Genomic DNA, 26,965 nt, shown 5'->3' on the forward strand with positions numbered 1-26,965 from the left:
TATAAATAACATTAGTGCTGTTCTGAACATTGTGAATTTGGGCAATGTGTTTCGGGCCGTGCCAAACTCCGCAATCTCCGGCCAGAGGGGGCTGGAACGCTGTGGGCACGACTTTGAGCCTCAGCAAGCCCGGCTGAGTCTCAAAGATCGGCCTTGGTCTAAAACGGGAAAATCGCCCGTTTAAGACCAATTTCACAGCTGAGCCCCCTCTGGCCTACGATTGCTCCGCCTTGGCACTAAGATCGCACAACTTTTGACAAATTATTCATGACGAAACAAAAGACGGGCACAATCGAAACGTCGAATTGTGTCCGTCTATCTATGGTGACATTGAGTTATAACCCAGCCACCATGAATTGTATTGAGTTTTGCTAAATGAAGAGCAATGGTGTTAGACCTATTTTTATGAAGCAGCCTTTCCCTTTGGCTCGAGCCGGCGTTCTAAGAAGCCGAGGACGAGGTCGGAGATGATGGCCATTAGCGCTGTTGGCAACGCACCGGCGAGGATGATGGCTCCGCCGTTGGTGGCGTTGGTGCCGCGGATGATGATGTCGCCCAGGCCGCCAGCTCCGACGAAGGCGCCGATTGCGGTGATCCCGATGGCGACGACCAAAGCGTTACGAATCCCGGCCATGATGACCGACATGCTTAAGGGGATTTCGACCATATACAGTGACTGCCAGCGGGTCATGCCCATGCCTTTAGCCGCGTCCATCAGGTTCTTATCGACATTTTGCATGCCGGTGTAAGTGTTCTTGATGATTGGCAGCAGCGAGTATAAGAAGACCGTGACAATGACGGTGTTTACGCCAAGTCCGAGTCCCAGCATGATGATCGAAAGCATCGCTAGGCTGGGGATGGTCTGAATGACGTTGGCGATGCCGATGACTGTGTTACTCAAGGTGCGATGGCGCGCAATTGCCAGCCCAACCGGAATGCCGATCACCGCTGCGATGAGCACCCCATAGATCGAAATCAGAAAATGGCGGGCGAACTGACTCAGCACGTAGGAACCATTGTTGGCAAGGTAATACCAGAATTGCTGCCAAGTATCCATGTTAGCCATTAGTCGTCACTTCCTTTGAAATAGTTGTGTTTGGCAAGAAACTTTTGCGCGACCACATTTGGTTCAAGTAACTGGTCGTCGACTTGATAGTTGAGTTCCTGCATGGTTTTCAGGTTGATCTTGCCGTCTAAGCGATGCAGTAACGGTTTTAGTTTAGGGTATTTCTTCAAAAGGCTATTATTAACGACCAATGAGCACTGATAAGGCGGGAAGAAGTTTTTGTCGTCCTTCAGTACTTTCAGATTGTAACTGCGAATCCGTCCATCAGTGGAATAGCCAAGAACTGTCTGCATTCGGTTTGCTTCAACGGCATCGTAAACCAGACCAATCTGCATCGGATAAACCCGCTTAAAGTCAAAGCCATATGCTTTAGTAAAATCGCTATAGCCATCGCCTTTCCGGTTCATCCAGCTGGAGTCAACGCCGGCATTATATTGCGGTGCGACTTTCTTCAAATCGGAAACGGTGTTGAGATTGTCTTCTTTGGCTTCTTTTTGCGTCACCATAAAGGCATAGGTGTCAGAAAAGCCGTAAGATGGATACCAGGTCTGATCGTAGCGCTTTTTGAACTCGCGCTTGACGATGGCGGTGGCCTTAGCTGAGTTCTTGACCGGGTTCATGCCTAATGTGCCGGTAATCTCGGTGCCGGTGTAACGCGTAGCACTAATATCGGCATCGTTGCGGACCATGGCTTGATGCACCACGGTTCCGGAGCCGAGGTTATTGACCAACGTGGTTTTGTAACCTAGCTCGTGATTGATCAGTTCGGCAATGATATTGGCCATGATCTGCGACTCGGTACTGGTTTGCGAGGCGATCCGCACCGTCCCGTCATTACCGGAGCCGCCTAAGCCAGGAAAGCCGCAGCCGCTCAACAAGAGAACCGGAATCAGCAAAAGTGACAGGAATAATTTTTTGAACTGTTTCATCTTGCCACCTCCTAAGCGCGTTCACTGACAGGTGTCAGGTGGTATTCCAACCGCCCAAGCAACCAGTCAACGACCAGTGCCAAAATGGTAACAGGAATCGTGCCGCCGATAATCAGATCCGGCTGGAAGAGATTCAAACCGTTGAAGATCAGATCCCCAAGGCCACCAGCCCCGATGTACGAAGCCAAGGTTGCCCAGGCAATGACATAAATAGCTGACAAGCGAATGCCCGCCATGATCACCGGCATCGCCAAAGGCACTTCGACTTGCCGAATCGATTGCATCGCCGTCATGCCCATACCTTTAGCCGCGTCTATTAACACCGGATCGACATCTTCCATACCGATATACGTATTCCGCAGAATCGGTAACAACGAGTAAATGAACAGTGCAACGATAGCTGGCACTTTCCCGATCCCGAATAAAGGAATCATCAAGGCCAACAACGCCAATGATGGCACCGTCTGCAGCATGCTGGCAATACCGATCACGACTTTAGCGGTCTTAGGAAAACGCGTCAGCAAAATACCCAGCGGAACGGCGGCGATCACCCCAAGACCTAACGCAATTGCCGAGATGTAAAGCTGTTCCCAGGTTTTGGTGATCAGTTCACTGCCATGTGCGTTTAAAAAAGCAAACATGGTCACACCTCCTTAGGTGCGTCTCGGTCATCTGCCGCTGCCGAATCGGTTGCCGGTTCCTGATCGGTAGGCGTTGCCGACTCTTTGGCGCTATCGCTGGCTTGATCGTCTTCATTTTCGCCCCAGATAGTGTCGTAAACGACATCAACTAATGAAGCACGGGTGACAATACCGACCAATTTCTGATCGTTATCAACCACCGGCACATACTTGAAACCGCGCTTTAAAATGCGATCAGCGGTATCGCGCAGCAAAGCGTTCTTATTCACATAGAAGATACTCGACTTGGTAATGTCGCCAACGCTAGTAGCACTTTGATACCGGGTTTCCAGCGATTCCAAATCAATGAAGCCTTTCAGATGATTTTCATCATCCGTCACCAACAGCGTATCAACGCGACGTTTACGCATCAGGGAAATCGCTTCAGCTAGTGACTTGCCTGGCGTGATCGCTGCAGGATTCTTCAGCATGATCTGCTCAACGGTGGTCACATCAGCCCTCGCTTGAACCAATCGATCCTGGCCGACCAGGTTCTCAACGAATTTGTTCGCTGGATGCGTCAACAGTTCGGTTGGCGTCGCATTTTGAATGATATGCCCGTGGTCCATTACCACAATTTTGGTTGCGAGCTTGAGCGCTTCATCCATATCATGCGTGACAAAAACCACGGTCTTACCAAGCTTCTCCTGCAGATTCTTAATCAGTTCCTGCAAAGCCTCACGGGTAATCGGATCCAAAGCGCCATAAGGTTCATCCATTAAAATCAGATCCTGATTCGCAGCAAGCGCCCGGATAACGCCGATTCGCTGTTGCTGGCCACCGGAAAGCTCGGATGGATAGCGATCCAGATAATCTTCCGGTAATTCAACAAGGTCCACCAGCTCCTTAGCTTTCTCACGGCGCTTTTCTTCCGGCCACTTCAATAACTTCGGGACAATGGTGATGTTTTCATAAATGGTCATATGAGGCATGAGGCCGATGTTTTGGATAACATAGCCGATTTGACGCCGCAATTTGACGGCATCGATTTTGTGAATGTCCTTGCCGTTAAACAGGATTTGGCCGCCGCTGGGTTCCAGCATGCGGTTAATCATGCGCATCGTGGTTGTCTTCCCGGAACCCGACGTCCCGATAAGACAAACAAATTCACCCTTATGAATCTCAAGGTTGATATGTTCGACCGCGACATTCCCGCCTCGATAAACTTTTTCAACGTCCTTGAACTGGACCATTGGTTGTTCTTCTGGCATCTGACGCGCCCTCCTTTATTTGATGATTCCATAATAACACATGAAGTTAATTGTATTTTAATCGAAGACCGGTTGTGAGGGAGTGAGTTTTGCGCGGATTGGGTGGGAGGGATGCAGGTTAACTAGGTGTACTAGGTGATGATCGTGAGATGAGGTTTTTGAAGAGAGAGTTGATAAAAGGACTAAAATCCTGGTTGTTTATTAGGAAATAGAAGTCTATGATAAAAGAAATATTTTATAGTTATATTAAATACTCGATATATGTAAATGGAGCTTAAGATAAGCAAAGGATGACCGTGTAAAGTTTTACCATGTTCGGTTCAAAACATAGAAGTGGGAGACGTTGTTATGGTGAAAATACAAAGCGTTAAGCTGTTCAAGTTGGTCATGCCACTATCAAAGCCGTTTATTACTAATATTCGGGCCTCTACCAGCTTACGTAGTCTTATCTATCAAGTCGTTCTTGAAGATGGATCGAATGGCTATGGTGAATCTGCAGAAAATTATAAGCTGACGGGCGAGTCCTTAACGGATATGATCGATTATTCGGAAAATGCCATTTCAACGATCAAAGGAATGGATGCGGATTCTGCCTTGACCTCGATTGTCGATGCAGAGCACTACCACTTGGCTAAGTATGGCATTGAAATGGCGCTTGTCGATGCCATTGCGCGATCTAACGGCGAATCTGTCAACAGTTATTTGAATATTGATGCGGCAACGCGATCACTTCATAACGATACAACGATCAGTATTATGGATGAAATTAGCACAAGAAACGCAACGTCTGCCACGATTCAAGCCGGTTATAAATGTATTAAGTACAAAGTTAAAAGTGGGACGGACGAGTTAAATCGGGTCTTGAGTGTTGCCGATTTATTAAGCGATGACGTATCGATTCGAATTGATCCCAATCAGGCCTGGTCGCGCCAAGAAGCAATTAGCAATATTGGCAAGCTGCAAGACTCCGGCATTAAAGTTGACTTTATTGAACAGCCAGTTAAAGTCGACGACCTAGAGGGTATGAAAGAAATCACCCGCTTCAGCCGTATCCCAATTGTTGCTGATGAGTCCGTGTTTGGATTGAACGATGCGAAAAAGGTCATTGACCAGAGATGTGCCGACCTCATTAACATAAAACTTATTAAGTGCGGTGGCCCTATTGAAGCAATACGCATCGCTAATTTTGCAAAGGAAAAAGGAATCGGATGTCTTTTTGGCTGCACATCCGAAGTGAATATTTCCTTAAGCATGGCTGCTTGCTTGAGTGCCGGTCTTTCGAATGTTTATTTTATCGATCTCGATGGGCTCGATTATGTTAACAACACACCATTTAGCGGGGGAATTCACACGGACAATGGGTTAACTTATATTCCTCAGGCAATGGGGCTGGGGATAGATGTTGAAACGAGTTCTGAATATCTTAACCCCATTACTAGATGACAGTACATATGTGGAAGACAACAATTACCAAGTTTGATCTAGTCACGATAACTCAACTAAAAGAATGCGAGATGTTTGAACACTTGAAAAAAACTTCTAGAATCAGAGTGGCTATCATGCTCATAATTTTGGTGGCAGCTTTATCAACGCATGACAGCCCAGTCCTATTCAAAATCTTCGTGCTTATTTTTTTCGTCGTTATGACCTTCAACATTGTTTCCTTGTTGAGAATGAGAAAATCGTTGCGTAAATGAACTAGGTTATTTTCAGGTGCTGATAGATCAATAGATGATTTGAAAACCAAAACAGATGCTGACCGCTTTGCCAAAAACTTAATGATGGTGAGGCGGTTTTTTTAAATGTATAAAAAATCTCGCCTTTCCCCGAAAATTGATCACGGTCAAGGCGGCTTTTTGAATGCCTCGGTACACTGAACTCGACACTAAGGTTCACGTTCAGGAGGGAAAGACGATGCATTTTATTCAGACACATAAACAAGAAGCGATGATTAGCGGCGGGGTGCTGACGGCGCTGGGGCTGGTTTTCAGTCAGGCGTGGTTGTTGGTGCTGGCGAGTTTGGTGGCTGGGCTGCCGATTGCGGTGAATGCCTGGGAAGCGTTGCGGTATAAGCAAATTAGCATTGAGCTGCTGGTGACGATTGCATTGGTGGGCGCGGTGCTGATTGGCGAGCCGGTTGAAAGTGCCGTGGTCAGTTTTCTGTTTCTTTTTGGTGACTGGCTGGAGCAGCGCAGTTTGGCGAAGACGCGATCGGCGATTCAGGGTTTGGCGGCGGCGGCACCTAAAACAGCACGCCGGGTGGATGGCTCAACCGTTCCGGTGGGTCAGTTAGCGGTTGGCGATCAGGTGCGCGTTTTGGCAGGTGAGACCGTGCCAGCAGACGGAAAAGTGATCGGCGGGCACGCGAACATTGTTGAAGCGGCGATTACCGGTGAGCCGGATGCGAAAAGAAAACAGGCCGGTGCGACCGTGTATTCCGGAACCCAGGTTAGCGATGGAACCGTTGATATTGAAGTCGAGAAAACCGGCTACAATACGGTTTATCAACAGATTATCGATTTGATTGAAGATGCCCAGGATGCTCAGTCGCCGGTCGCGACCTTCATCCAGAAGTTTGCACGCTGGTACACGCCGCTGGTATTGGTGATCGCACTGATAGTCGGTTTGGTGAGCCGGGATGTACGGCTGGCCATCACGATTCTTGTGCTTGGCTGCCCCGGCGCGTTGGTGATCGGGGCACCCGTCAGCAATGTTGTCGGGCTGGGCTTTGGCGCCAAGCATGGCATTTTGATCAAAGGCGGCGATGTGGCGACCAAGTTGGATCAGATTGACACGGTGATGTTTGATAAGACCGGCACTTTGACTCAAGGAAAGATCAGCGTCGCAACCGCGCAATACTGGGCGGTTGATAGGGCGAATGCGGCAGAGATGATTGCGGCGGTCGAAGCAGCAACCGCGCATCCGTTGGGACAAGCCTTAGTGGCCTATCTTCAGCCACAGACAACCAAGACAGTTGAAGACGTCAAAGTGACGCGCGGCGTTGGCGTGCAGGCACAAGTGGCTGGGCATACTGTCAGTGTTGGCAATCAAAAGATTTTGAAACAGCCGCAGACCTCGGAACAACAGGCTGCGATTCAGACGATTGTTAACGGCGGCGCTTCACTGGTTTTGGCAACGATTGATAACAAGCTGGTTGCCGCATATGGCTTGCGGGATCAGTTGCGTTCGGATACCGCAACGATGCTGGCGGACTTAACCGCAAGTGGCAAAAAGACGATTGTTCTGTCAGGCGATTCCCAGGCAGCGGTTGAACACATGATGACGGATTTACCGCTGAGTCAGACACACGGCGGGTTACTTCCGGCCGATAAAGTCAGCGCTATCAAAGCCGCACAGGCCCGTGGTGAAAAAGTGATGTTTGTCGGTGACGGGATCAATGATGGTCCGGCGTTGGCACAGGCGGACGTGGGCGTCGCGATGGGTTCCGGGATGGATGTGGCGATCGATACCGCGGATGTCATTTTGACCAGCAGTCGGCTCACTAATCTTGGCGTTCTTTTCAATTTAGCCAAGCGAATGAATAACAATATCAAACAAAACTTGGTGATTGCCATCGGAACGGTGGCGTTGCTGCTGAGCGGTTTGCTGGTAGGCTTAGTCGATATGGCGAGTGGGATGCTGTTTCACGAGATCTCGATTCTCCTCGTCATTGCGAATGCTTTGCGGTTGCGGCACACCCCAAGAAAATGGCAAAACTTGACGGCGATCAAGGCGCATCAGCCGCAAACTGTGAATAATGAAGGTAAATAAACAAGAAAGGATTTTTAAAATGACAAAATTAGTTTATCAATTAGACGGATTGACCTGCCCGAGTTGCTTGCAGAAGATTGAAGGGGCGGTTGGCCAACAAGCTGGCGTTAAGAGTGTTAAGGCACTTTTTAATAGTAGTAAAGTTAAGGCACAGATTGATCCGGCGGTTACGAACGCCGATACCTTGAAGAAGACAATCACGGATTTAGGGTACACCGTTGTCAATGTTCGTAGTCAGGAAGCGTAGGAGGTTGGATGATGAGTGTCACAACAGGGATACAGACAGTTAGTGCCGAGCAAGTCAAGGCTCGTCAAGAAGCAGCGGCAAAGCAAGCCGATCATGATCACCATGTCCCGACTGCAGGAGCGATGAGCGGGCATGTTTTGGCAAATTTGCAGGTTTTGGCACGCAAGCTGGAACAATTTCGGTTGACGCTGAATGGCTCGAGCAGCGAGTCTGATAGACAGCTGTTAACCGAATTGCTAGAGCAAGCCCGGCAGCATTTTGCCGTGTTGGTGAGCGACTTGGCAGCACAGGACGAAGATTTTCCGACCACAACAGCAGAGTTCGATGAATATACCATGTTGAAGGAAGATCCGTCGTTGCGTTTTTGGACCAACGACATGAAGCTGGATGCGGTCGTGAATGATCTTGATACTTGCCAGTTGTTCGTCAGTCGCGCGATTCCGCTTGCCAATAAGGAGAACAAATCCGTATTGGCGGCGGATATGTTACAATTGCAGCGCTGGCATGAACAGAGTATCCTGCGCCTGCAGACGCGGCTTGGCCGGGCAGTGACAGCTGGCCGGGAGCTGCTTGACGAGGATGAAGATGATTGATCGGTGATTTAGGAGCGGATGCTTGCGTTAACGCGTTCACCGGCGCAGAAGCTGGAGTGTAAGGACCTTGTCCGCAATGACCAAGACCGGGTCATTGCGGACAAGGCCGCTTACACTCCAGCTCCTAACCGCGCCGGTTCACGCTCAGGAGGAAAAATGGTGCATAGTTGTACGGCAGTTGTGCCGTTATTTAAAAAACTCGATGACAAGGCGCGTGCAGCCATTGACGCCTTAACCCATGAGCGGCAGGTTGAAAAAGGAACGGTTTTGATCAGTCCGGATACAGACGCCCGTTTATTGGTGGTCGCGCAGGGCAAGCTCAAGACCTACCAGTTGGCGACCAACGGCAAGGAGCAATTGTTGCGTGTTGATGGCCCCGGTGATTATGAAGGCGAGGCTGGCTTACTCAACATCGCCAGCCCGAACGTCTACACGGAGGCGCTAACGACCGCCACAGTCTGCACCATTAGCGCGGCGGATTTTCAACAACTGCTCATGAAACAACCGCAGATCAGTCTGCAGCTGCTCACGGAAAATACCCGCAAAATGCAGGCGTTAGAAAAGCAGGCGGGCTATCTTGGCAATGATTCCATTAACGTGCGCCTCACCCATTACCTGCTTGACCTGCGCACCGCGGCTGGAAAAGACACCGTAACCGTGCCAATGGCGTGGACGCAATTAGCCGATTACCTCGGAACCACGCCAGAAACGGTTTCCCGTACTTTGAAACGGTTGGCAAATGAAAAGTTGATTCGGCGTACGGGTAAACAGGTGACGATTTTGAATGCTGAGGATATGGAAGATTTTGTTTGGTAAATGCGTCAAGTTGAGCGTGAGTTCATGCAAAAAGCCAGTGAGAGATTCGCTGGCTTTTTTGCGTGGTGTCAATGTTGGTGAAACTTTCTGAATAGTGTTAATTTTCGGAAATGGTCAAGCCTGTACGTCGCTTTTTTAAAATGATAATAGCCAACAAGATAACCAGCAACAAATGAACAATAGCCGATACGGTACTGGCCTCGAGACCGAAAGTCCCACCAGTCAGTGGCTGGAATGTTGTCGTAGGCAATGATTTTAGAATAAAACTCTCACCAGATAAACCGGAGACAGAAACGCCGAAGATAGGGCCTTCCGCGAAGTTCCAAATGGCGTGAAAAGCGCCGCAAAGCCAGATACTGCCAGTCAACAACCGAAACTGTGACATTGCGATGGCAAATAAGAACAAGCCAATGGCCGCAGGAAGGTTGAAGCCGGGATTGGCCATATGTAGGAGCGTAAAAAGAATCGCGTTGAGCAAAACAGCCATTATGACCTTATTTTGCTTAAGCCAATAGCCCATGACGTAGCCGCGGCAAAGCAGTTCTTCAAACATGGACTGGATTGCGTAACCGAAAAAGAAAAAAACTAGCCAAAGCAGATTTGATCCCTGGAAGATAACCAAGACTTGATACCCACCAAATAAAGTGATGATGTCCCAAATGAGACTGAACATCATGAATCCAAAAAGTAAGCCCAGTGAATAGTTTCTGGCAGCGTGGTCTTTTGCGAATGGTAAGATGTCGTGATCACCGCGGTAATAAATGACCATGCCAATAATACCGATGGCCTCACCGAACAAGAAAAGCAAATCAAAGGATTGCGGAATATTGGCTTCGTCCTTTAAGGTGCCGAATAAGCCCATTAGAAAAGGAATAATGTCAGATAAGAGTGACCAAGCAAAGGCAATGACGAAAACAAGGGCAATCGTCATGAGTGACTTAGGTAGTTTTTTGAGCTGATTAATCGTGCTCGCCTCCGAATAAAGTTTGGCTTAAAGTTGCCAAAATCGGCAAAATAAGCTTCTTTTAGGATAGCCTTAGTTTTCTTATAGGGCAAATGGGCAAATGTTTCTCTCCTCCTAACTGTTTTCAACTATCGCGCATGAAATGACTTGGAAGCAAGGCGCGATACATTCAAATTTCTCACCCACTTTTCGTAAATATATGAGCCCAAAGTTTGTGAATGGTAATAAGATTGTTACAATAAGGTTGTGGCCAATTGACCGTACGTTGAAATAATTTTGTAGATGAGGATGTGGTGAATCAATGGCAGATGTTGTCATTTTAGGTGCCGGATATGCGGGCATTCGGGCCGTTAAAACGTTGAGTAAGCTCGCACCAAAGGGAACGACGATCACAGTGGTTGACCAAAACGCCGAACACGAAGAGCGCACGCAGCTTCATGAAGTGGCGGCAGGTACTGTGCCTGCATCGAAAATCACGTTTAATATTCAACAGGTTCTTCCAAAGGATGTTCAGTTTCTTCAGGCGAAAGTCAGCAAGGTTGATGTGTCGACCAAGATGGTGATTTTGGCTAACCATGCGCCGTTACGTTACGATTATCTCATCATCGCGCTTGGCTTCCGGTCTGAGGACTTTGGGTTGCCGGGTGCCGCGGAAAACGCCTTGCCGCTGGACAATGTAACCTCCGCGGAAACGATCACCAAGACGATTGAGCAGCACGTCGCCAATTACAAGCAGTCACAAGATCCTAAAGACTTGACGGTTATTGTTGCCGGCGCAGGGTTCACCGGCGTTGAATTATTGGGCGAATTGACGCACAGTATGCCAGCGCTGGCTAAAAAGTACGATACGCCGCCAATTAAAATCATCTCCATGGAAATGGCAACACGCATTTTGCCGATGTTCGATGAAAAATTAGCCAATTATGCAATGGATTACCTCAAGAGTCATGGGGTAACGATGATGACTGGCTCCAAGATTACGAAGATCGAGCCGAATGCCGTGGTTTATGCTGATGGCGACCAGGAAAAGAAAGTCGAAGGGAACACGATTATTTGGACGGTCGGCGTATCCGGCAGCGATGTGATTGCGGATTCCGGCTTCCAGCAGCGCCGTAACCGCGTGGTGGTTTCCAATCACCTGAACTTGGACGATCATCCTGAAGTCTTCATTATCGGGGATGTCTCGGCGGTAATGGCAGGCGATTCCGGCCGGCCTTATCCAACCACTGCACAAATCTCCACACAGGAAGGCGATCAAGCCGGTAAGAATGTTGCCGCAGCGTTAAACGGTCAACCGTTGACGGACTTTGTTTACAAGCCTAAGGGCACTGTGGCATCACTTGGCAGCCAAGATGGTATCGCCCAAATTGGCAAGGGGCACAAATACACTGGCTTCATTGCTAAAATGCTCAAGCGCGTTATCACGGACAAGTCCTTACTTGAAGACGCCAACTTGGCAACGATGTTGAAACAAGGGCGCTGGCCGCTTTAATGATTTAGGCAAAAGTGACAAGCGTTATGATCGTAAAAGAGGCAGCGAAAGACGCTGCCTCTTTTGATACTTAGAAATATGATGGCGTACACTCGGATAGCAGTTCGATATCATGATCACAACTAGGAGGCAAAAATGAATTTAAAGAAACAAAATGAAGACATCGTTTTAACCCAGGCGACGCTTCGTGATCTTAAGACTCTCATCGCAATTAGTAGAAGCACCTTTTCAGATACCTTTGGAGAACAGAATTCTAAGAGCAATTTAGACGCCTACTTGAATGAAGCCTATAGTCGCGAACGTCTCACAACAGAAATTAATAACCCAGAGACCTCATTTATATTCGCTTATTACGGAAAAGAACTGGCAGGCTATCAAAAAATCAATGTGGGGCAGGCTCAGTCCGAACTACGAGAAAATAACGGACTCGAAGTTGAGCGGATTTACATTAAATCAGCATTTAAGCGCTTAGGAATCGGGCGAACACTCATTAACGATGCTATTGAGCAGGCGAGAGCATTGGGAAAAGAATACATTTGGCTCGGCGTGTGGGAGCATAATCCCGCAGCCATTGCATTTTATAAAAAATTAGGCTTCGTAGCTTTTAGTGACCATCGCTTTAACTTAGGCGGAGACTTGCAGAGGGATATCTTAATGAAGAAGGAATTGGTTAAGAAAGCTTGACTATGTGATCTTTTCAAAAAGGTCAATTCATTTCAGTAGCGCAACCCAAAACCGAGTGTTCGATCACCCAAAATGTGCGCGGACCAGATCAACGCTGCAGCCAGTAAGCCATACCAAGCACCAATGAGCGCCAGTCCGCCGAGAATAATCGGCCCAATTAACGTATGGCCAATATCGTAGCAGATATTGCCAACCTTTTCGTTGACGAGAAAGCCTAAAGCGCTGATGTCAGGAATTAGGAAGCCGACAACAAATAATAGCCAATTGAAATTGAATTGGACAAAGTAAAAATAAATGATGAGTGCAAATCCTAGTGCTGATTCTGTTCTTGGAAGCCACTTCATGATGCATCATCCTTTGACATTATTAAGGTCTAGAGTAGGTAGCGCGATTTTTTTACTGGGCGGTCGTGAGTACACTAACACGACACCACTTATCTGTGATGTCGTGATAGAATTGCCTAGTTAGTGAGTTCAGTGTCTACGTCATGATAATTTTATTCATGATGCATTAGCAGGTGCGGTTTTTCGCCGATCAGTCCAGAAGGCAACGGGGGACAGGCACAAGACGATCAAGGCGCCAATCAGATAGGTGTGGCTGAATGCTTGCGCCAGATGCTTATTTTTGTGTTGCTTAATTTCACTGAAAGTCGTTTGCAATGTTTGCTTTTGGGCGATTTGCTTGATGCCGGTCAGCGCAAAACGTTGACCTTGAGCAATAGTTGCAACGCCAGCACCAAAGCGGGTAATGCTAATCGTAAGCGGCGAGCGACTTTGCTGGGCAGCTTTCGTGAGCGTGGCCGAGCTGCTTGTCAGTTTACTGCTGCCTTGTTGCAAGGCGACACTCGCATCATATAGTTTACGTAGGTCGCTACCTGCAACGGGTTTAGGCAAGTCGGCTTTAGCACTGGCTGCTTTCGTGATGGCGCGGGTCATCTTTTTCTGTTGATGAGTGGTTGGCGTTGAAGAGCCGGAAAAGATCTTGGTTAACTGTTGATGAGCAACAGTTTTGACATGCGGCGACAACGTCTTTTCAGTCACAAGTTGATCAGCAGTGTGATGGATCTGCGTTTTAGCAGAAGCAATATTTGTATCGAGCACCGTTACAAGAATAGCAATACCGAGGCATGTCCCAATTTGCCGTGCAGCGTTGACAATACCGGAACCGATACCGCTTTTGTTTTTAGGCAGATAGCGAACCGAGGCCACGAGTGAAACTGATGAAAAACCGAAACCAAAGCCATTGATGACTAAGAGCACCACGATAAGGGCAGTTGCCGTGTTGGTTTTGATCAGTGAAAGTAAAAACAGACTTGCGGCCATGAGAATCATGCCCGCCAATGTCACCGGAATCGCGCCGATTTTGGCGAGTAATCGTGTACCGATTGGCATGGCGACCATGAAGGTAAGTGATACCGGAATGATGATTAAAGCTGCATGTAGCGGACTGTCACCAAGTACATTTTGTAGAAAATAATTTAGGATCAAGCTTGGTCCGACAAGTGCAAAACCGGTCATGAAGTAAACGATACTTGAGGCACTGAGGGTCTTTTCGTGAAAAAGATCGAGTTCCAATAATGGATTTTTAATATGATGATGCTCAGTGACAACGAAGGCAACAAGAGCTACGGCACCACCGATCAGACTGCTGAGAATCAGTGTTGAATGCCAGCCATATTGACGACCTTCTAGTAGCCCAAAAGTGACGCCGCCAAGTGCAGTTGTCAAAAGCAATAAACCGGGAAGGTCAATGCGACCGGCCAGCGATTCATCATACGATTCGTGCGCACAGAAGGCGACCAGTAAAAATGCGAGCAAGGCAAGGGGGACGTTAATGCCAAAAATCCAGCGCCATGAAGTAACTTGCAGAATCATCCCACCAATTGGCGGACCACCAGCTGCTGCTAACGCGGTCACGGCACCAACAAGCGCGGCTACCTGATTGAGTTTTTCTTTGCCAAATACTTCAATTCCCATCGGCAAAACGATGGGGGTGATGATTGCCCCGCCAAGGCCTTGAAAGAAACGGAATGTAATCAACATTGGCAACGAGTTTGCTGTGGTGCAAGCGGCGGAAAAACCGCCAAAGAGTGCTAGGCCAAGTAGCATGATTTTTTTGCGACCATAACGATCCGCGATTTTAGAAGTCGTGATCATGAAAACAGACATGGCTAAAGTGTAAATGGTCATGACCCAGCTAGTGTTGGCAAGTGAGCCATGAAGATCATCCATAATTTTAGGGATGGCAATATTCACGATGGTGGTATCGAGTGTTCCCATGAACATGGCAATGGTTAAGCCGATAGAACAAAGTACCCGGGTTAAACGGGTCATCACATCAGATCCTTTCATCTGTTACAATTGGATACATGTGACACATGTGTGACTTTCGAAAGCACTTTGAGTATACTGGGGACAACGACAAGCAACAAGTGTTTGGTCATAAGTGCTACAAATTGGTGGTATTTGTGTCAGTTAGGAGATTGCAAATATGAACGGGAAGCAACGGATGGCGCTGCAATCGAAACAGTGGTTGGTGGATGCCTTGGTCACATTAATGCAACGTGGTGAGGCGGTGACAGATATTTCAATCACGAAGATTGTGCAAACTGCAGATCTTTCACGCAAAACCTTTTATCGAGCGTTTAAAACCAAGGATGATTTAATCGATTATTTATGCCGCCAGTTGACAGACGATTATTTTGAAAGTCTGAAAAAGGCCACCCGCGGACAAACACCGATTAGTTTTGAAACGACCATGCAGCACTTTTTCACATTTTGGTGGCAACAAAAAGACCTTGTCCGCTTATTGATTCGGCAAGGTCTGTTCGATCATTTGAATGGTGTTTGGCAACGTGATGCCGTTGACAAGTATCGCCAGTTTCCGGCGCCGTGGCATGCGGCAGGGACTGATCGAGAGGTGAATTATATCATGGCATTTGCACTCGGCGGGTTTACCAATGTCTTACGTATGTGGTTAGTGCAAGATCAGCCTGAACCGCCGGAGCAAGCGCAAAAAATGGCGCTGGCAGGCTTTGGCCAGTTGGCGAAAGGCATTGCTCATTCAAACTAGTGCGGCAAGTTAGCGATCTTTTTAGATAAGTGAAGCTCTCTCAAAAAGATTACAGGTAAAAGTTGATGGGCGCTGTCAAATTGACCTGATCAAGTGCGAGGGTGCCGTTAATGCTTTTTCCTTGTGGAACATCAATCAGCAGGCGAATCGTTTTCGTTTCGTTTGGTTTGATGACGGGTGGGGTGGAGAGCATTTTGACCGCGACTTGGTGCTGATCATTGGACGCCGAGAAATGTTTTTCGGAAAAGCTCAAAGGAACAGCATAGTGGGCGTTATGAATGGTCAAGGCGATTCCGGTTTGGTTCTTAGGAATATCTGGCAGGTACTTCGTTTGGATGGTGAATAGGCGTAGACGTTTAGCGCCAACATAGGTAACTTTGCTGCCGACTATCACCGGTTTTCGATAAATGGCCGGGTGAGCAATCGGATATGATTCGGGAACGTTGATCACCTGTTTGGATGTGTGGCGATTGCGCGATGTTTTCAAAATAAGCTTTGTTGAACTCGACTGTAATCGTTTGAGGCTAACCACCCCACTGGCAGATTTTTTCTCGGCCAGTGTCTGATTGTTGAGGTCCTTTAAGCTGTAATCAGTGCGAGCCGGTACGTGGAATTTTAGGTTCAGGGACTGATGGACGTTGCTAATTTTGATCTGTTTAGCCACTGGTGCTTTGTTCCCGGCAGTCGTGCTTTGCGCAGATGCCGTCTGTGCGGGGATCAGTATGTAGATCAATGATAGCGTCAATATTGAAAACCACCCGAGTCTTTTCATCGTTCATCTTTCCTTTTTATTAGTTTGGCGAAGCTATTGGGGATTTGTGGCGGATGCTATCTTTAGAATAGCATAGGCATGGACTTGTGAGGGACAAAAAACTAAGCACAGGCTTTTGTGCCTTTGTGTGGAAATGAAAATAGTTAAAATCAATATTGAGATGCCATTATACTGGTGTATTGAGGTTAATCGAAATTCTGAGGAAGTACACTGCAGTTCATGATATCGTTAAGAAGTCGACTTGCTTGTATAGGGAGCAGCTTTAACGCTGAAAGGATGGCTGAAATGGAACTGACGTACTTGATTCCCCACATTTTTGCAATGGTGGTACTTACATTGACGCTCAGGTTTAAAAATTCTGCTTTAAAAAAAGAGCGGCAACACAGAGAAATCAGTTTTGAAAATTCAAATCTCGATCAGGAATTACAAGCCAAAGTTCTGAAACAAGAGGCAGTTCTAAATCAGCGACACTTCATCACTGAAATACTAATAAACGCGCAATTCGCAGGCGTTTACATCGCCGCTTTTTGCTTTTCGGCCGGAGTTATTTATGCAGAGGAGAGCACTGGCGTTTATCTTTTTCCGAGCATTGGTGTTTTCTGCTTGTTTGCTAATATCCTGTTTGTTGTAGAAGAGCAAGCTTTTCGGCTTTATAAAAAACGACAACTTAAAAAGTATCTCGCAGTTGATCGAGGTGTAAAGATCATAGAAAATCACGGGGCAAGACGGTACTATGTTTACCTTGCTTTATTGATTTTAGAAGGATTCATTAATCTTGGATTATTCTATGCAATGGCAGTCTGGCTATATTAAAAAATGTACCACGGTAATCTGAACTGGGTACATTGGGGAGAAGAAAACGATGGATATTTACATGCCTTACATCTTAACCGCGTTTCTTTGGGTGGCAACGACCATTTACAGTCGAATAATTAAAGGGAGGTTTCGAAAAAACTTAGAGAAGTGTTTGAAAATGAGCCGTTCTGAGATTATGCGCAGAGAGGCGATAGATCGAAAGTTTATCGATAATGCAATCGGGAAAATTTTCAACCGTATTCTAGCCGGTGTGACAATCAGCTATATCTTCATTTTTTCTTTTTCGCTGGGGGCTATTACGGTCTTGCCGGCTAGCACCAAGGATGCTTATTTAATAGTCTCGATTTTTCTACTGTTCTTCGCTATTTATACATCCTCAACATCTTTTTTTCTCCAGCGCGTCGGCAGGACGAACGAGAATAAGTTGCCAGAGGTTTCATTTGTGAAGAGGCTGGCAAGTGTTGTGATTCGAGACTTCGGGAGTTTCCTGATCTTTTTGATTTTTGAAATGAGTTCATTTTAAAAAAATAAGGTTAAGCGTACAAATAAGCAGCACGGAACTTTCCGTACTGCTTACGCGTTAAAAAGCTAGCATTTTTCTAAGTGAATAGGAGCACTCTAACAGCGTTAAATAAACCACCCAACGCTGTGACAGCCCCCGATTCTGGTAATGTTGAGGCCACAATTAGACCTACTACGACAATAGTTGCAACCTTTTCAAGATCAACAGCGAAGGTTGGGTTAGGCTCGGTCACTGGTTGATAGACAGGATCATAGTCATTTTGAGGCACCTGATCTTTATGAATGTAGGTCTCCAATGTCAAAGTAAATTGATTTTCCACAGAAGAACTCGTACTTGTGTTTTCTACAGAACTCTCAATTGCAACTTTAAATCCGACCATCCCATCACGAATTGCTAGACCAGCTTTAATGGCACCGTTCCCGATCATCGGGGCGAGCTTGTTAAAGGTTCCAGCTAAATCACCAACATTATATGAAGACATGGCGCTTTTTTCTGTTGTTGACGGCTGGTTGGTTATATTTCGTTTCCCTTTTTCGGTTCCTCAGAAACCACATTCATCTCTTTTTTCATGGCTGCAAAATCAATTTTTTGAATGGCTTCCTTGTGCCATGGGTTCATTCGCTGAGGCTCATATCTCAATGTACCGTCTTCGGTAACGGATAAAAGATATTCCTGACCTTCAGTAACGCCTGCCTCAGCGGGTATCGGCAAACTAAGCGCGTTACCGGTGCGTTTAACAGTGAATGAACCGAGTATTTGATTTTGATGCTGTTTTGTACTCATTGGCCTGTCCTCCTGTAAGTATGAGTATATCGATTCGATTTGGTAAAGGCACGCAAAAAGAATGGACAGACAAAGTAGTTTTACTTACAGTCAAAAACGCGTTGATCGATTCTTTTTCATAAAATCGATCACCGCGTTTTCTATTTTTCTATAAAAAGTTTTCCAACCCAACCACCAACTGATCCGCTTCCTGCACCTTGCTAATGGCGACGGCAACGCCTTGCATGAAGCTTTGGCGGTCGAAGGAGTCTTGGCGAATGGTGAGGGCTTCACCCGGGCCGCCGAAAAGAACTTCTTCGTGGGCGATGTAGCCGGGTAGGCGGACGGCGTGGACAGGGACGTCATCGATACGTTGGCCGCGGGCGTCGTTGTCGATGGTGGACAATGGCTTTTGGGTACGTCCGGCGGCGATTTTGTGCGCGGTGGCGATGGCGGTGCCTGAAGGGGCGTCAGCTTTGTCTTGATGGTGCATTTCAATGATTTCGGCATCAGGAAAATAGGCGGCGGCTTCTTGGGCAAATTTCATCAATAAAACGGCGGAGAGGCCAAAGTTTGGTGCGATCAGGCCGCCGAGGTGTTTCGCTTTGGCTAGCTTGATGAGGCGATCCTGATCAGCCGGCGCCATCCCGCTTGTGCCAATGACCGGATGGATGCCGGCATTAATCGCGGCTTCGGTGTTAGCGGCGACCGCGCCGGGATTGGTGAAGTCGACCCAGACATCAGCGACGTTGGCGTTGAGTTGGTCGTAACGGTTGAGGACCTTGACTTCCGCCGGTAATCCATAATTTTGCGGGTTATTGATGGTTACTTTAGGGTCAAAAACGGCACTTAATGCGAAATCTGAATGTGACTGGATCATTTTCACGGTTTTTTGACCCATGGCACCGCGAAAACCGGCGACAAGAACGTGAATCATGCGAGCACCTCCGCTTCAATGGCTGATAGTTCTGGAACGCCTAAAAGATGGGCGAGTTCCTGTTGTTGTTTGGCAGTTAATGGCAGTATTGGCAGACGCGGGCTGCCGACATTGTACCCCAATGCGTTGAGCGCAGCTTTGGTCGGGGCAGGCGATGGAAAATGGAATAAAGCAGCCATTTTCGGCAATAGTTGCCGTTGCAGCGCAGCCACCGTTGTGATGTCGCCGCGATTCAATGCCGCATACATTTCCCGAATGCTGTGTGCGTAAAGATGGGAAGCAACCGAGATCACGCCCATACCGCCGAGCGTTTTAATCGTCAGCGCCTGAGCATCTTCGCCGGTCCAGACACTAAACGCGTCATGCTTGGTTCGATCAATGATGTCACTCAGGACGGGGAGGCTGCCGCATTGCTTGATGCCTTGGATCATGGGGTTTTGCGCCAACGTTGCCACGGTTTCCGGCAGCATCTCAACGCCGGTTCGGCCGGGAATGTTGTAAATGATGATCGGCTTTTGGGCGTTGGCCGCGACCGCTGTGTAGTGAGCGATCATGCCGTTTTGATCAGGTTTGTTGTAGTAAGGCACGACCACCAGTGTTGCATCAATCCCGGCAATCCCGCCGACTTCATGGGTAAAATCAACGGTCTCCCGAGTATTGTTCGACCCTGAATTGGCAATGACCAGTGCTCGGCCGTGAACCATGTCGACAAACCGCGTGTACAAGGTAATTTTCTCGTCATGGCTGAGCGTCGGCCCTTCACCCGTAGTAGCGCCGACGACAAAGCCATCGGTGCCTTCTGCAATCAGATGATCAACCAACCGTTGCATGACTGCGTAGTCAATTTCATCGCGATCATTAAACGGTGTCACAATCGCGGTGATCAATTCTGCTTTTTGCATTCAAAAACCTCCAATTAAAATGAGCGTGAGCCGGTGCGGTTAGGGGGCGGAGTGTAAGCGGCCTTGGGCGTGATGGCCCGGTCTTAGGCCATTGCGACCAAGGTCCTTACACGCAGACCCCTGCGCCGGAGAACGCGTTATGGTTGAGCGTGAGCCGGTGCCTTTTACGGGTAAGCTCCTGCGCCAAATGCTCCGGAGCGCATATGGTGAAAGCCGTCTCGGCGCATCAAGCATGAGTCAATATCGATAGCTACTGATTCAATTATTTTCCGCCATCCGATGTTCCAGAAAATACACAACCGCTGTGACGCCCGGTGCCAGCGCGGATTCGTCTGGCGAAAAGTCGGCGGCATGTAGTTGGGAATCCGGATCGTTGACGCCCAGCCAGAACATGGTGCCGGGAATTTTATTCAAAAGATAGCCGAAATCTTCCCCGGTCATCACGGGTCCGGTGGGTGCAAACGTGACGGCTGGATCGGATTGCATGTACTGAATGAAATCTTTGGTCAGCTGTGGGTTATTTTCGACCGGATAATAGCCGCCTTGATTCAAATCGACGTTGACGTCGCAGTTGAAGCTGGCGGCGATCCCTCGACCGATATCGCGGATACGTTGCTGTAAGAAATCGATTTGTTTCTGGGTGAATCCGCGTAAAGTACCTTCCAGGTAGGCGCGTCCTGCAATCACATTGCGAATGGTTCCGGCGCGCATCAGGCCAAACGTGATGACCGCGCTGTCGGTGGGGCTGACGTTACGGGCAACGACGGTTTGAATCTGGTTGATAAAACTGGCGGCCGCCACGATCATATCGTTGGCATTTTGCGGCAAGGCTGCGTGGCCACTTTTCCCGATGAGGTCGACATTAATTTCAGTTGTCCCGGCAAAAAGGGTGCCAAGCCGCGTGCTGATGGTACCAGCCGGCAAGTCAGGGCGATCATGCAAGCCGTAAAACTCATCGATATGCCAATCGCCGGTGAAAGTGCCCATGTCGTAGGCCAATTTGCCGCCGTTTTTGCTTTCTTCGGCCGGTTGGAAGAAGAAAATCAAATTATCTTTTGGCTGGTGATGGGCAAAATAATCCAGAATTCCTAGTGCGACTGTCATGTGGATGTCATGGCCGCAAGCATGGGCGATGCCGGAATGCTGCGAGCTAAACGGTAAGCCGGTTTGTTCCGTCACCGGCAAGGCGTCAATGTCGGTTCGATAGCCGATCGTTCGTTGCGGGTTTTGTCCGTGAACTTTGACCAGTAAGGCAGTTGGCAATTTAGGCAGTGTCCGAATGGTGAGGTGGGTTTGCGGAAAACTTTGCACCGTTTTAAGTAGGAAGGCATGCGTTTCTTTTTCCTGCAAGGCTAGCTCTGGGATTTGATGGAGCTGGCGGCGAATGGCAATCAATTCAGCTTCCTTCATTAAAAATCACAGCTTTCTGAGTTCGTCGAGCAGGACGGTTTTGGCTTCCGTTTGATCGTTAACCTGCTTGATGACTTTGGCGGGAACGCCGGCAACCACCGTGTGTGCCGGCACATCGTTAATGACGACAGCTCCGGCGGCAATAACCGCCCCTTCGCCGACCGACACGCCTTCAAGAACCACCGCATTGGCGCCGATCATGACGTGATCACCGATTGTGACGGGTTTCGCTGACGGCGGTTCTACCACGCCGGCCAAAACGGTACCGGCACCAATATGGCAATGCTTGCCGACAATCGCTCGACCGCCCAGCACCGCGCCCATGTCGATCATGGTGCCATCGCCGATTTCAGCGCCGATATTGATAATGGCGCCCATCATGATCACTGCATTGTTGCCAATCAGAACCTGGTCGCGGATGATCGCGCCAGGCTCAATTCGGGCATTTTCCGCTTTGATATCCAGCAAAGGAACGCCGGTGTTGCGGCCCGCGGTTTCGACATAGTAATCATCAAGCTTGGCTTTTTTTAGAATTGGCTGGATAATCGCCCAGTCGCCGATGACCGTTCCGGTGTGTTTGCCAACAAATGCGTGAACACTTTTTGGAAAATGTAAATCAGCCAACTTGCCTTTGAGATAAACTTTCACAGGCGTCGTTTTCTTGCTGTTGGCAATGGTTGAAATGATCTTTTGGGTGTCTAATTGTGCCATGATGGCCTCCTATTTGGTTGCGGTAGTAGCGTTGTTGGCGGTGGTTGCGGGTGTTGACGAGCTCGGTGCGGCGTAGTGGTGATCGTGCTGAATCAAGTCAGCGTAAGTTTCGCGCGTGACGACCAGCTGAGCTTGGCCATTTTCAACGAAAACGACGGCCGGCCGCGGGTTGCGGTTGTAGTTGGATGCCATGGAGTAGCCATAAGCACCGGTGTCGAAAACGGCAACCACATCGCCTGGCTGGGTGGCGGGCAATGGGGCATCGTCGATTAAAATATCCCCGGATTCGCAGTACTTGCCGACGAGATGGACATGCTCGGTTGGCTTGGCGGTCGGGTGATCGGCAACCACCGCAGTGTATTGCGCCTGATAAAGGGCGGGCCGAATGTTGTCGCCCATGCCGCCGTCAACTGCAACATATGGTCGCAGCCCAGGCACGTCTTTGCGGCTGCCGACCGTGTAAAGGCTGTAGCCGGCGGGGCCGACAATCGACCGCCCCGGTTCAATCCAGACTGCCGGCAGCGGCCAATCAAGCTGGCTGCTTTGCGTCTTGAGGGTGCTCAGAATGGCTTTGACAAACGCTTCTGGCGGCAACGGATCATCCTGGCTGGTGTAAGCAATCCCGAAACCACCGCCAACATTGAGCACTTGCGGGGTGAAACCGAATTGCCGGTGCCAATTGTCAAGGACAGCCAGCAGCTTTTGGGTGACGGCTTCAAATCCGGCTACTTCAAAAATCTGCGAACCGATATGGGCGTGGATGCCGAGCAGATTCAGATGTTCGTCGGCTAAAATCCGCTTGGCTGCTTCATCTGCCTGCCCGCTTTCAAGATCAAAGCCGAATTTACTGTCAGTTTGGCCGGTTTGATCATAAGCATGGGTGTGGGCGCTAATCCCGGGAGCGACCCGAATCAAAACATCTTGTTGGCCAACTGCCGCTTTCAAAAGCTCATCAAGCAGATCCAATTCATGAAAATTGTCCACGATGATCGTGCCGACGCCGGCATCCAGTGCTTGTTGCAATTCAGCTTTGCTTTTGTTGTTACCGTGAAAGCTGACTTTTGCCATGGGAAAATCGGCGGCTTGAGCCGTGTATAATTCGCCGCCGGAAACCACATCGACATGAATGTTTTCAGCCTTGGCGACATCGTACATTGCAATGGTCGCAAACGCCTTGGAAGCATAACTGACAGCATAACGGACGTTGGCAGCCTCAAAAACTTGTTTAAACGCGCGAATCTGGTGGCGAATCGCTCCGACATCATACACGTAAAGCGGTGTTTGAAACGTGTGCGCCAGTTGACTGGCCGAAACGCCGCCAATGGTTAATTGACCTTCTTGATTTGTAGCAAAATTCATATCAGGCATCCTCCTTGAGCGTTCTCACTGGGCCGGTTTTTGACCCAGTGAACGCGTTATGGCAGGGCGATGGCAAACGAAAAGGGATCCTTTTGTTTGGCCACGCGTCAAACAAAAAGATCCCAACTTGCAATCTACTTGAATGATAGCGCCCCGCTTAGGTTTCTAAGCGACAGTACAGGATTTATTCAACCCTGGCCCAACAGGCTTGCCGATCCCGGCGCCCCCATTTCGGCAACCGCCCCTTTCACCAAACGTCACCGCGAAGGATCTCGCTCGATTCGGATACTCATGTTGGTTGCAACCTCTATCTGTTTATCACCAGACTATAATAAAAAAACGAAGGCGTCAAGAGCGTGAACTGGCGCGGTTAGAAGTCGGAGTGTAAGCGGCCTTGGGCGTGATGGCCCGGGCTTAGGCCATTGCGATCAAGGTCCTTACACGCAGACTTCTGCGCCGATGAACGCGTTTAAACAAGAGCGTGAACTGGCCCAGTGAACGCGTTTACGAGAGCAGCAGAGAAAACCAGTGAGCGTTAGCCATTGCGCTCAAGCTCTTTACATACAGGCACGTTCCTGCACCAACTAACTTTTCGTCACCTGATACCCAAAACTCACTCGCCACCTGTTTGAGCAAAAAAATTAAAAACAAATTTCAACACTTTGTTTCTATGCAATGCCGGTAAAACATGCCGATTTTCCGCCGCCGCTGGGGGTTGTGTTTCTGGGAGAGTCTGCTAAAGTACAAAATAAAATGACAGAGTTCTCATTTGCAGAAACGGGCTGGCAAAACGCGATGTCTGCGAGCGAATAGCTGCAAGTTGCTTGCGATAGGGAACCCATTAGGGAGGCAGTTTATCGTGCGGGTCGTAAAGTTTGGCGGGTCATCATTAGCAAATGGGTCGCAGTTTGCCAAAGTTGTGGCAATCATGAAAGCAAATCCTGCGCGGCAGGTGATGGTGACTAGCGCGCCTGGTAAACGGCATCCCGGTGACGTTAAAGTAACGGACTTATTGATTCAGTATGCCCAAGCGGTCTTGCGCCATGAAAATGCAACTGAAGTCGTTAAGGAAATTGTTGCGCGTTATCAAGCAATCGCCGATGATTTCGGACTTGATCCCCAAGTCATGCAGCAAATCAGCGAAGAGATATACCAATTACCGAAAAAGACATTTACCAATCGCGATTATCTACTGGCTGGTTTCAAGGCTCGCGGCGAAAAGTTGAATGCGTTTCTGATGACCGCCGTTTTGAATCATGAAGGTATTGAAGCTACTTACGGCGAACCGAAAGACTTGGGCATCCTGGTGACCGATGATCCGAATGATGCGGAAGTTTCACGTGAAACTTACACGCATCTGGAAGCTTTTAGTCGACCGCTGGGTGTGCTGGTAGTTCCTGGTTTCTATGGGTATACCAGTAAAGGCGCGATTGCCACTTTTTCACGAGGCGGTTCCGATATCACCGGAGCCATTCTCGCCAACGGTTTTCAAGCAGACTTATATGAAAACTTTACCGATGTGGATGGGGTCGCTGCAGCTGATCCGCGTGTGGTGGCAAATCCCCAGATGATTCAGGAAATGACTTATCGGGAAATGCGAGAGCTATCATATGGTGGGTTTGGCGTTTTTCATGATGAAGCGATTTTGCCAGCCATTGCGGGACAGATTCCCATTAATTTGAAGAACACCAATCATCCCGATGCTCCCGGAACCATGATTGTTCCCGAGCAGCATTTTGTCCCGAAGCACGCCATTACCGGCATCGTGAGTTCGCAACATTTTGGCGCCATTTACCTGCATCGTTATCTATTGAATAAGGAAGTCGGGTTTACGCTGAAGTTGCTGCAGGTTTTGGAACGGCACGGCATCAGCTATGAACATATGCCAAGTGGGATTGACGATCTGACGATTATTCTGGATGATCGGCAGCTGAACGAGGCAAAACGAAAAGCAGTTTGCGATGAGATCCAAACGGCGGTTCATCCCGATGTTTTGAAGTGGATTGATGATTACGCGATTATCATGGTTGTCGGCGAAGGGATGGCGCAGCGGACCGGCTTGATTCAGACGATTTTGCAGCCGTTAGCGAGTGCCGGTGTTCACGTGTCGATGATCAACGAAGGCGCCTCGCAGATTTCACTGATGCTAGGCACCTCGCGGGAGTCAGCCAATCGCGCGGTCAAGGCAATTTACAACGCCTTTTTCATTCCGATTAATCAGCGTCTGGAGGTACACTAACATGGTGACATTGCAAAAAGTTCACGGTTCCGAAAATAGTTTCTTTTTATTGGATGAAACGCAACTGACCCAGCCGTTGACGAAGACGCAGCTGGCGACATTGACGCAACGGCTAACCGACAGTCAGACTGGTTTGCTAGGTGGTGCGGACGGTGTTTTGGCGATTACGGATGCACCCGGAACAGCGGGGAAAATGACCGTCGTTAATACAGACGGCAGCTTTGCCAAGCTTTGTGGCAACGGCTTGCGGACAGTGGCGCGATATTTAAGTGAAAAAACCGGCCAAACATCGTTCCGGGTCCACACTGACTTTGCGGATCTGGCGGTCGCCAAGCAGAAGCCATTAGCAGCCGGTGTGCCGGCGTATTCGGTTGAAATTTCCCCGGTTAGTTTTGCGCCAGAAGCTTTACCGTTTGCTAATTTAGGCACGGATCACATTGTTGATACTGTTCTGCCGGCTATTCATCCGCATCTGAAGTTCACCGCAGTTGCCGTGCCCAATCCGCACTTGATTGCGTTTGTGTCCAAGGACGAGTTGGCGGGTCCGGATCTTGAACGGATTGGCAAGCAATTGAACGGGAAAAATCCTTATTTTCCGGAAGGGGTTAACGTCACATTTGCCGAAATCTTAGGGCAGGATACGCTGTTTGCCCGAACCTATGAGCGCGGTGTCGGGTTTACCAATGCTTGCGGCACCGGCATGTCAGCCACGACCCTGGCGTTTATTTTGACCCATCCCCACCAAGCGGCGTTGGATCGCGTCAATACCGTGTATAATCCAGGAGGAATGGTCAAAACGGTGGTTCACCGCGACCACGACCATTATTGGATTGAATTAATCGGCAATGCGACGGTCACTGCCACGATTACGTTACCAGAAGCAGCATTGGTCGGCGGCGATTTGCAGCAGGCGGTTATTGCGCCGACGGGCGAGCAGGCGGCTTATGAACGATTCGTTGCCGCATTACCGCATCGCGCATTAGCAGACACATTGACAGAAGGAGTTTAA

The 26,965-nt window shown here is 48.7% G+C and carries 27 protein-coding genes and 1 riboswitch; of the genes, 12 read left to right on the plus strand and 15 right to left on the minus strand.

Going from position 1 to position 26,965, the window contains the following annotated elements; translation table 11 throughout:
* Positions 1 to 403: 403 nt before the first annotated feature.
* The 4 genes from LACPH_RS00380 to LACPH_RS00395 are packed head-to-tail and all read right to left on the minus strand — an operon-like array spanning position 404 to position 3,886.
* Complete coding sequence (locus LACPH_RS00380) at positions 404 to 1,066, minus strand: ABC transporter permease (protein WP_003615771.1); 663 nt, start codon at positions 1,064 to 1,066, stop codon at positions 404 to 406.
* Entirely contained in the window at positions 1,066 to 1,995 is a 930-nt protein-coding gene (locus LACPH_RS00385) for an osmoprotectant ABC transporter substrate-binding protein (RefSeq protein WP_049172407.1), read from the minus strand. The genes LACPH_RS00380 and LACPH_RS00385 overlap by 1 nt, the downstream gene beginning before the upstream one ends.
* 11 nt (positions 1,996 to 2,006) lie before the next feature.
* Positions 2,007 to 2,636, minus strand: a complete 630-nt coding sequence (locus LACPH_RS00390) for an ABC transporter permease (protein ID WP_049172409.1) — start codon at positions 2,634 to 2,636, stop codon at positions 2,007 to 2,009.
* A 2-nt stretch (positions 2,637 to 2,638) separates the two neighbouring features.
* Positions 2,639 to 3,886, minus strand: coding sequence for a betaine/proline/choline family ABC transporter ATP-binding protein (locus LACPH_RS00395; protein ID WP_087911266.1), 1,248 nt, complete (start codon positions 3,884 to 3,886; stop codon positions 2,639 to 2,641).
* Positions 3,887 to 4,234: 348 nt separating this feature from the next.
* Here LACPH_RS00395 and LACPH_RS00400 point away from each other — a divergent pair, with 348 nt between their 5' ends.
* The 5 genes from LACPH_RS00400 to LACPH_RS00420 all read left to right on the plus strand — a co-directional run bounded on the left by LACPH_RS00400 (position 4,235) and on the right by LACPH_RS00420 (position 9,313).
* Positions 4,235 to 5,329 carry an enolase C-terminal domain-like protein gene (locus LACPH_RS00400; protein ID WP_306387087.1) on the plus strand — a complete coding sequence of 365 codons (1,095 nt, stop codon included), beginning with the start codon at positions 4,235 to 4,237 and terminating at the stop codon, positions 5,327 to 5,329.
* A 471-nt stretch (positions 5,330 to 5,800) separates the two neighbouring features.
* The gene (locus tag LACPH_RS00405) at positions 5,801 to 7,657 is read left to right on the plus strand and encodes a heavy metal translocating P-type ATPase (protein WP_274784117.1); all 1,857 of its coding nucleotides are present in this window, start codon (positions 5,801 to 5,803) and stop codon (positions 7,655 to 7,657) included.
* A 19-nt stretch (positions 7,658 to 7,676) separates the two neighbouring features.
* Entirely contained in the window at positions 7,677 to 7,904 is a 228-nt protein-coding gene (locus tag LACPH_RS00410) for a heavy-metal-associated domain-containing protein (protein WP_049172431.1), read from the plus strand.
* An 11-nt stretch (positions 7,905 to 7,915) separates the two neighbouring features.
* Positions 7,916 to 8,497 carry a ferritin family protein gene (locus LACPH_RS00415; RefSeq protein ID WP_274784118.1) on the plus strand — a complete coding sequence of 194 codons (582 nt, stop codon included), beginning with the start codon at positions 7,916 to 7,918 and terminating at the stop codon, positions 8,495 to 8,497.
* Positions 8,498 to 8,653: 156 nt separating this feature from the next.
* Positions 8,654 to 9,313 (plus strand): Crp/Fnr family transcriptional regulator, encoded by a 660-nt coding sequence (locus tag LACPH_RS00420; protein WP_010490107.1) that lies wholly within the window; start codon positions 8,654 to 8,656, stop codon positions 9,311 to 9,313.
* Between the two features lie 97 nt (positions 9,314 to 9,410).
* Here the strand turns inward: LACPH_RS00420 and LACPH_RS00425 are convergent, their stop codons facing one another.
* Positions 9,411 to 10,244 carry a CPBP family intramembrane glutamic endopeptidase gene (locus tag LACPH_RS00425; RefSeq protein WP_306387088.1) on the minus strand — a complete coding sequence of 278 codons (834 nt, stop codon included), beginning with the start codon at positions 10,242 to 10,244 and terminating at the stop codon, positions 9,411 to 9,413.
* A 334-nt stretch (positions 10,245 to 10,578) separates the two neighbouring features.
* On the opposite strand from LACPH_RS00425, the gene LACPH_RS00430 reads away from it, so the two are divergent.
* Positions 10,579 to 11,769, plus strand: coding sequence for an NAD(P)/FAD-dependent oxidoreductase (locus tag LACPH_RS00430; protein ID WP_274784120.1), 1,191 nt, complete (start codon positions 10,579 to 10,581; stop codon positions 11,767 to 11,769).
* Positions 11,770 to 11,904: 135 nt separating this feature from the next.
* Positions 11,905 to 12,453 (plus strand): GNAT family N-acetyltransferase, encoded by a 549-nt coding sequence (locus tag LACPH_RS00435; RefSeq protein WP_087911275.1) that lies wholly within the window; start codon positions 11,905 to 11,907, stop codon positions 12,451 to 12,453.
* A gap of 32 nt (positions 12,454 to 12,485) precedes the next feature.
* Here LACPH_RS00435 and LACPH_RS00440 read toward each other — a convergent pair whose 3' ends face one another.
* Positions 12,486 to 12,797, minus strand: a complete 312-nt coding sequence (locus LACPH_RS00440; protein ID WP_274784121.1) for a DUF4260 family protein — start codon at positions 12,795 to 12,797, stop codon at positions 12,486 to 12,488.
* Between the two features lie 156 nt (positions 12,798 to 12,953).
* The gene (locus LACPH_RS00445; RefSeq protein WP_274784122.1) at positions 12,954 to 14,786 is read right to left on the minus strand and encodes an MFS transporter; all 1,833 of its coding nucleotides are present in this window, start codon (positions 14,784 to 14,786) and stop codon (positions 12,954 to 12,956) included.
* 157 nt (positions 14,787 to 14,943) lie between these two features.
* Between LACPH_RS00445 and LACPH_RS00450 the strand changes: the two genes are divergently transcribed.
* A complete protein-coding gene (locus LACPH_RS00450) occupies positions 14,944 to 15,525 on the plus strand; it encodes a TetR/AcrR family transcriptional regulator (protein WP_274784123.1) in 582 nt (193 codons plus the stop codon).
* A gap of 49 nt (positions 15,526 to 15,574) precedes the next feature.
* Here the strand turns inward: LACPH_RS00450 and LACPH_RS00455 are convergent, their stop codons facing one another.
* Positions 15,575 to 16,270: a hypothetical protein gene (locus tag LACPH_RS00455; protein WP_274784124.1), complete on the minus strand. Its 696-nt coding sequence runs from the start codon at positions 16,268 to 16,270 to the stop codon at positions 15,575 to 15,577.
* A gap of 312 nt (positions 16,271 to 16,582) precedes the next feature.
* Here LACPH_RS00455 and LACPH_RS00460 point away from each other — a divergent pair, with 312 nt between their 5' ends.
* A complete protein-coding gene (locus LACPH_RS00460) occupies positions 16,583 to 17,110 on the plus strand; it encodes a hypothetical protein (RefSeq protein WP_274784125.1) in 528 nt (175 codons plus the stop codon).
* A 49-nt stretch (positions 17,111 to 17,159) separates the two neighbouring features.
* Positions 17,160 to 17,636, plus strand: coding sequence for a hypothetical protein (locus tag LACPH_RS00465; protein ID WP_274784126.1), 477 nt, complete (start codon positions 17,160 to 17,162; stop codon positions 17,634 to 17,636).
* Between the two features lie 76 nt (positions 17,637 to 17,712).
* Here the strand turns inward: LACPH_RS00465 and LACPH_RS00470 are convergent, their stop codons facing one another.
* From LACPH_RS00470 to lysA, 7 genes are all read right to left on the minus strand, one after another.
* A complete protein-coding gene (locus LACPH_RS00470; RefSeq protein WP_274784127.1) occupies positions 17,713 to 18,117 on the minus strand; it encodes a hypothetical protein in 405 nt (134 codons plus the stop codon).
* Positions 18,118 to 18,149: 32 nt separating this feature from the next.
* Entirely contained in the window at positions 18,150 to 18,419 is a 270-nt protein-coding gene (locus LACPH_RS00475; RefSeq protein WP_274784128.1) for a hypothetical protein, read from the minus strand.
* Between the two features lie 148 nt (positions 18,420 to 18,567).
* The gene (gene dapB, locus LACPH_RS00480; protein ID WP_274784129.1) at positions 18,568 to 19,335 is read right to left on the minus strand and encodes a 4-hydroxy-tetrahydrodipicolinate reductase; all 768 of its coding nucleotides are present in this window, start codon (positions 19,333 to 19,335) and stop codon (positions 18,568 to 18,570) included.
* A complete protein-coding gene (gene dapA / locus LACPH_RS00485; protein ID WP_306387089.1) occupies positions 19,332 to 20,237 on the minus strand; it encodes a 4-hydroxy-tetrahydrodipicolinate synthase in 906 nt (301 codons plus the stop codon). The genes dapB and dapA overlap by 4 nt, the downstream gene beginning before the upstream one ends.
* A 258-nt stretch (positions 20,238 to 20,495) precedes the next feature.
* Positions 20,496 to 21,647, minus strand: coding sequence for an N-acetyldiaminopimelate deacetylase (locus LACPH_RS00490; protein ID WP_306387090.1), 1,152 nt, complete (start codon positions 21,645 to 21,647; stop codon positions 20,496 to 20,498).
* 6 nt (positions 21,648 to 21,653) lie between these two features.
* Positions 21,654 to 22,358: a 2,3,4,5-tetrahydropyridine-2,6-dicarboxylate N-acetyltransferase gene (gene dapD / locus LACPH_RS00495; protein WP_274784132.1), complete on the minus strand. Its 705-nt coding sequence runs from the start codon at positions 22,356 to 22,358 to the stop codon at positions 21,654 to 21,656.
* Positions 22,359 to 22,367: 9 nt separating this feature from the next.
* Positions 22,368 to 23,717, minus strand: coding sequence for a diaminopimelate decarboxylase (lysA, locus tag LACPH_RS00500; protein ID WP_274784133.1), 1,350 nt, complete (start codon positions 23,715 to 23,717; stop codon positions 22,368 to 22,370).
* Positions 23,718 to 23,855: 138 nt separating this feature from the next.
* Positions 23,856 to 24,035, minus strand: a riboswitch (Lysine riboswitch).
* Between the two features lie 541 nt (positions 24,036 to 24,576).
* On the opposite strand from lysA, the gene LACPH_RS00505 reads away from it, so the two are divergent.
* Entirely contained in the window at positions 24,577 to 25,956 is a 1,380-nt protein-coding gene (locus LACPH_RS00505; RefSeq protein WP_274784134.1) for an aspartate kinase, read from the plus strand.
* A 1-nt stretch (position 25,957) separates the two neighbouring features.
* The gene (gene dapF, locus LACPH_RS00510) at positions 25,958 to 26,965 is read left to right on the plus strand and encodes a diaminopimelate epimerase (RefSeq protein WP_274784135.1); all 1,008 of its coding nucleotides are present in this window, start codon (positions 25,958 to 25,960) and stop codon (positions 26,963 to 26,965) included.

This window comes from Lacticaseibacillus parahuelsenbergensis, from assembly GCF_030770265.1.
Lineage (GTDB): Bacteria > Bacillota > Bacilli > Lactobacillales > Lactobacillaceae > Lacticaseibacillus > Lacticaseibacillus casei.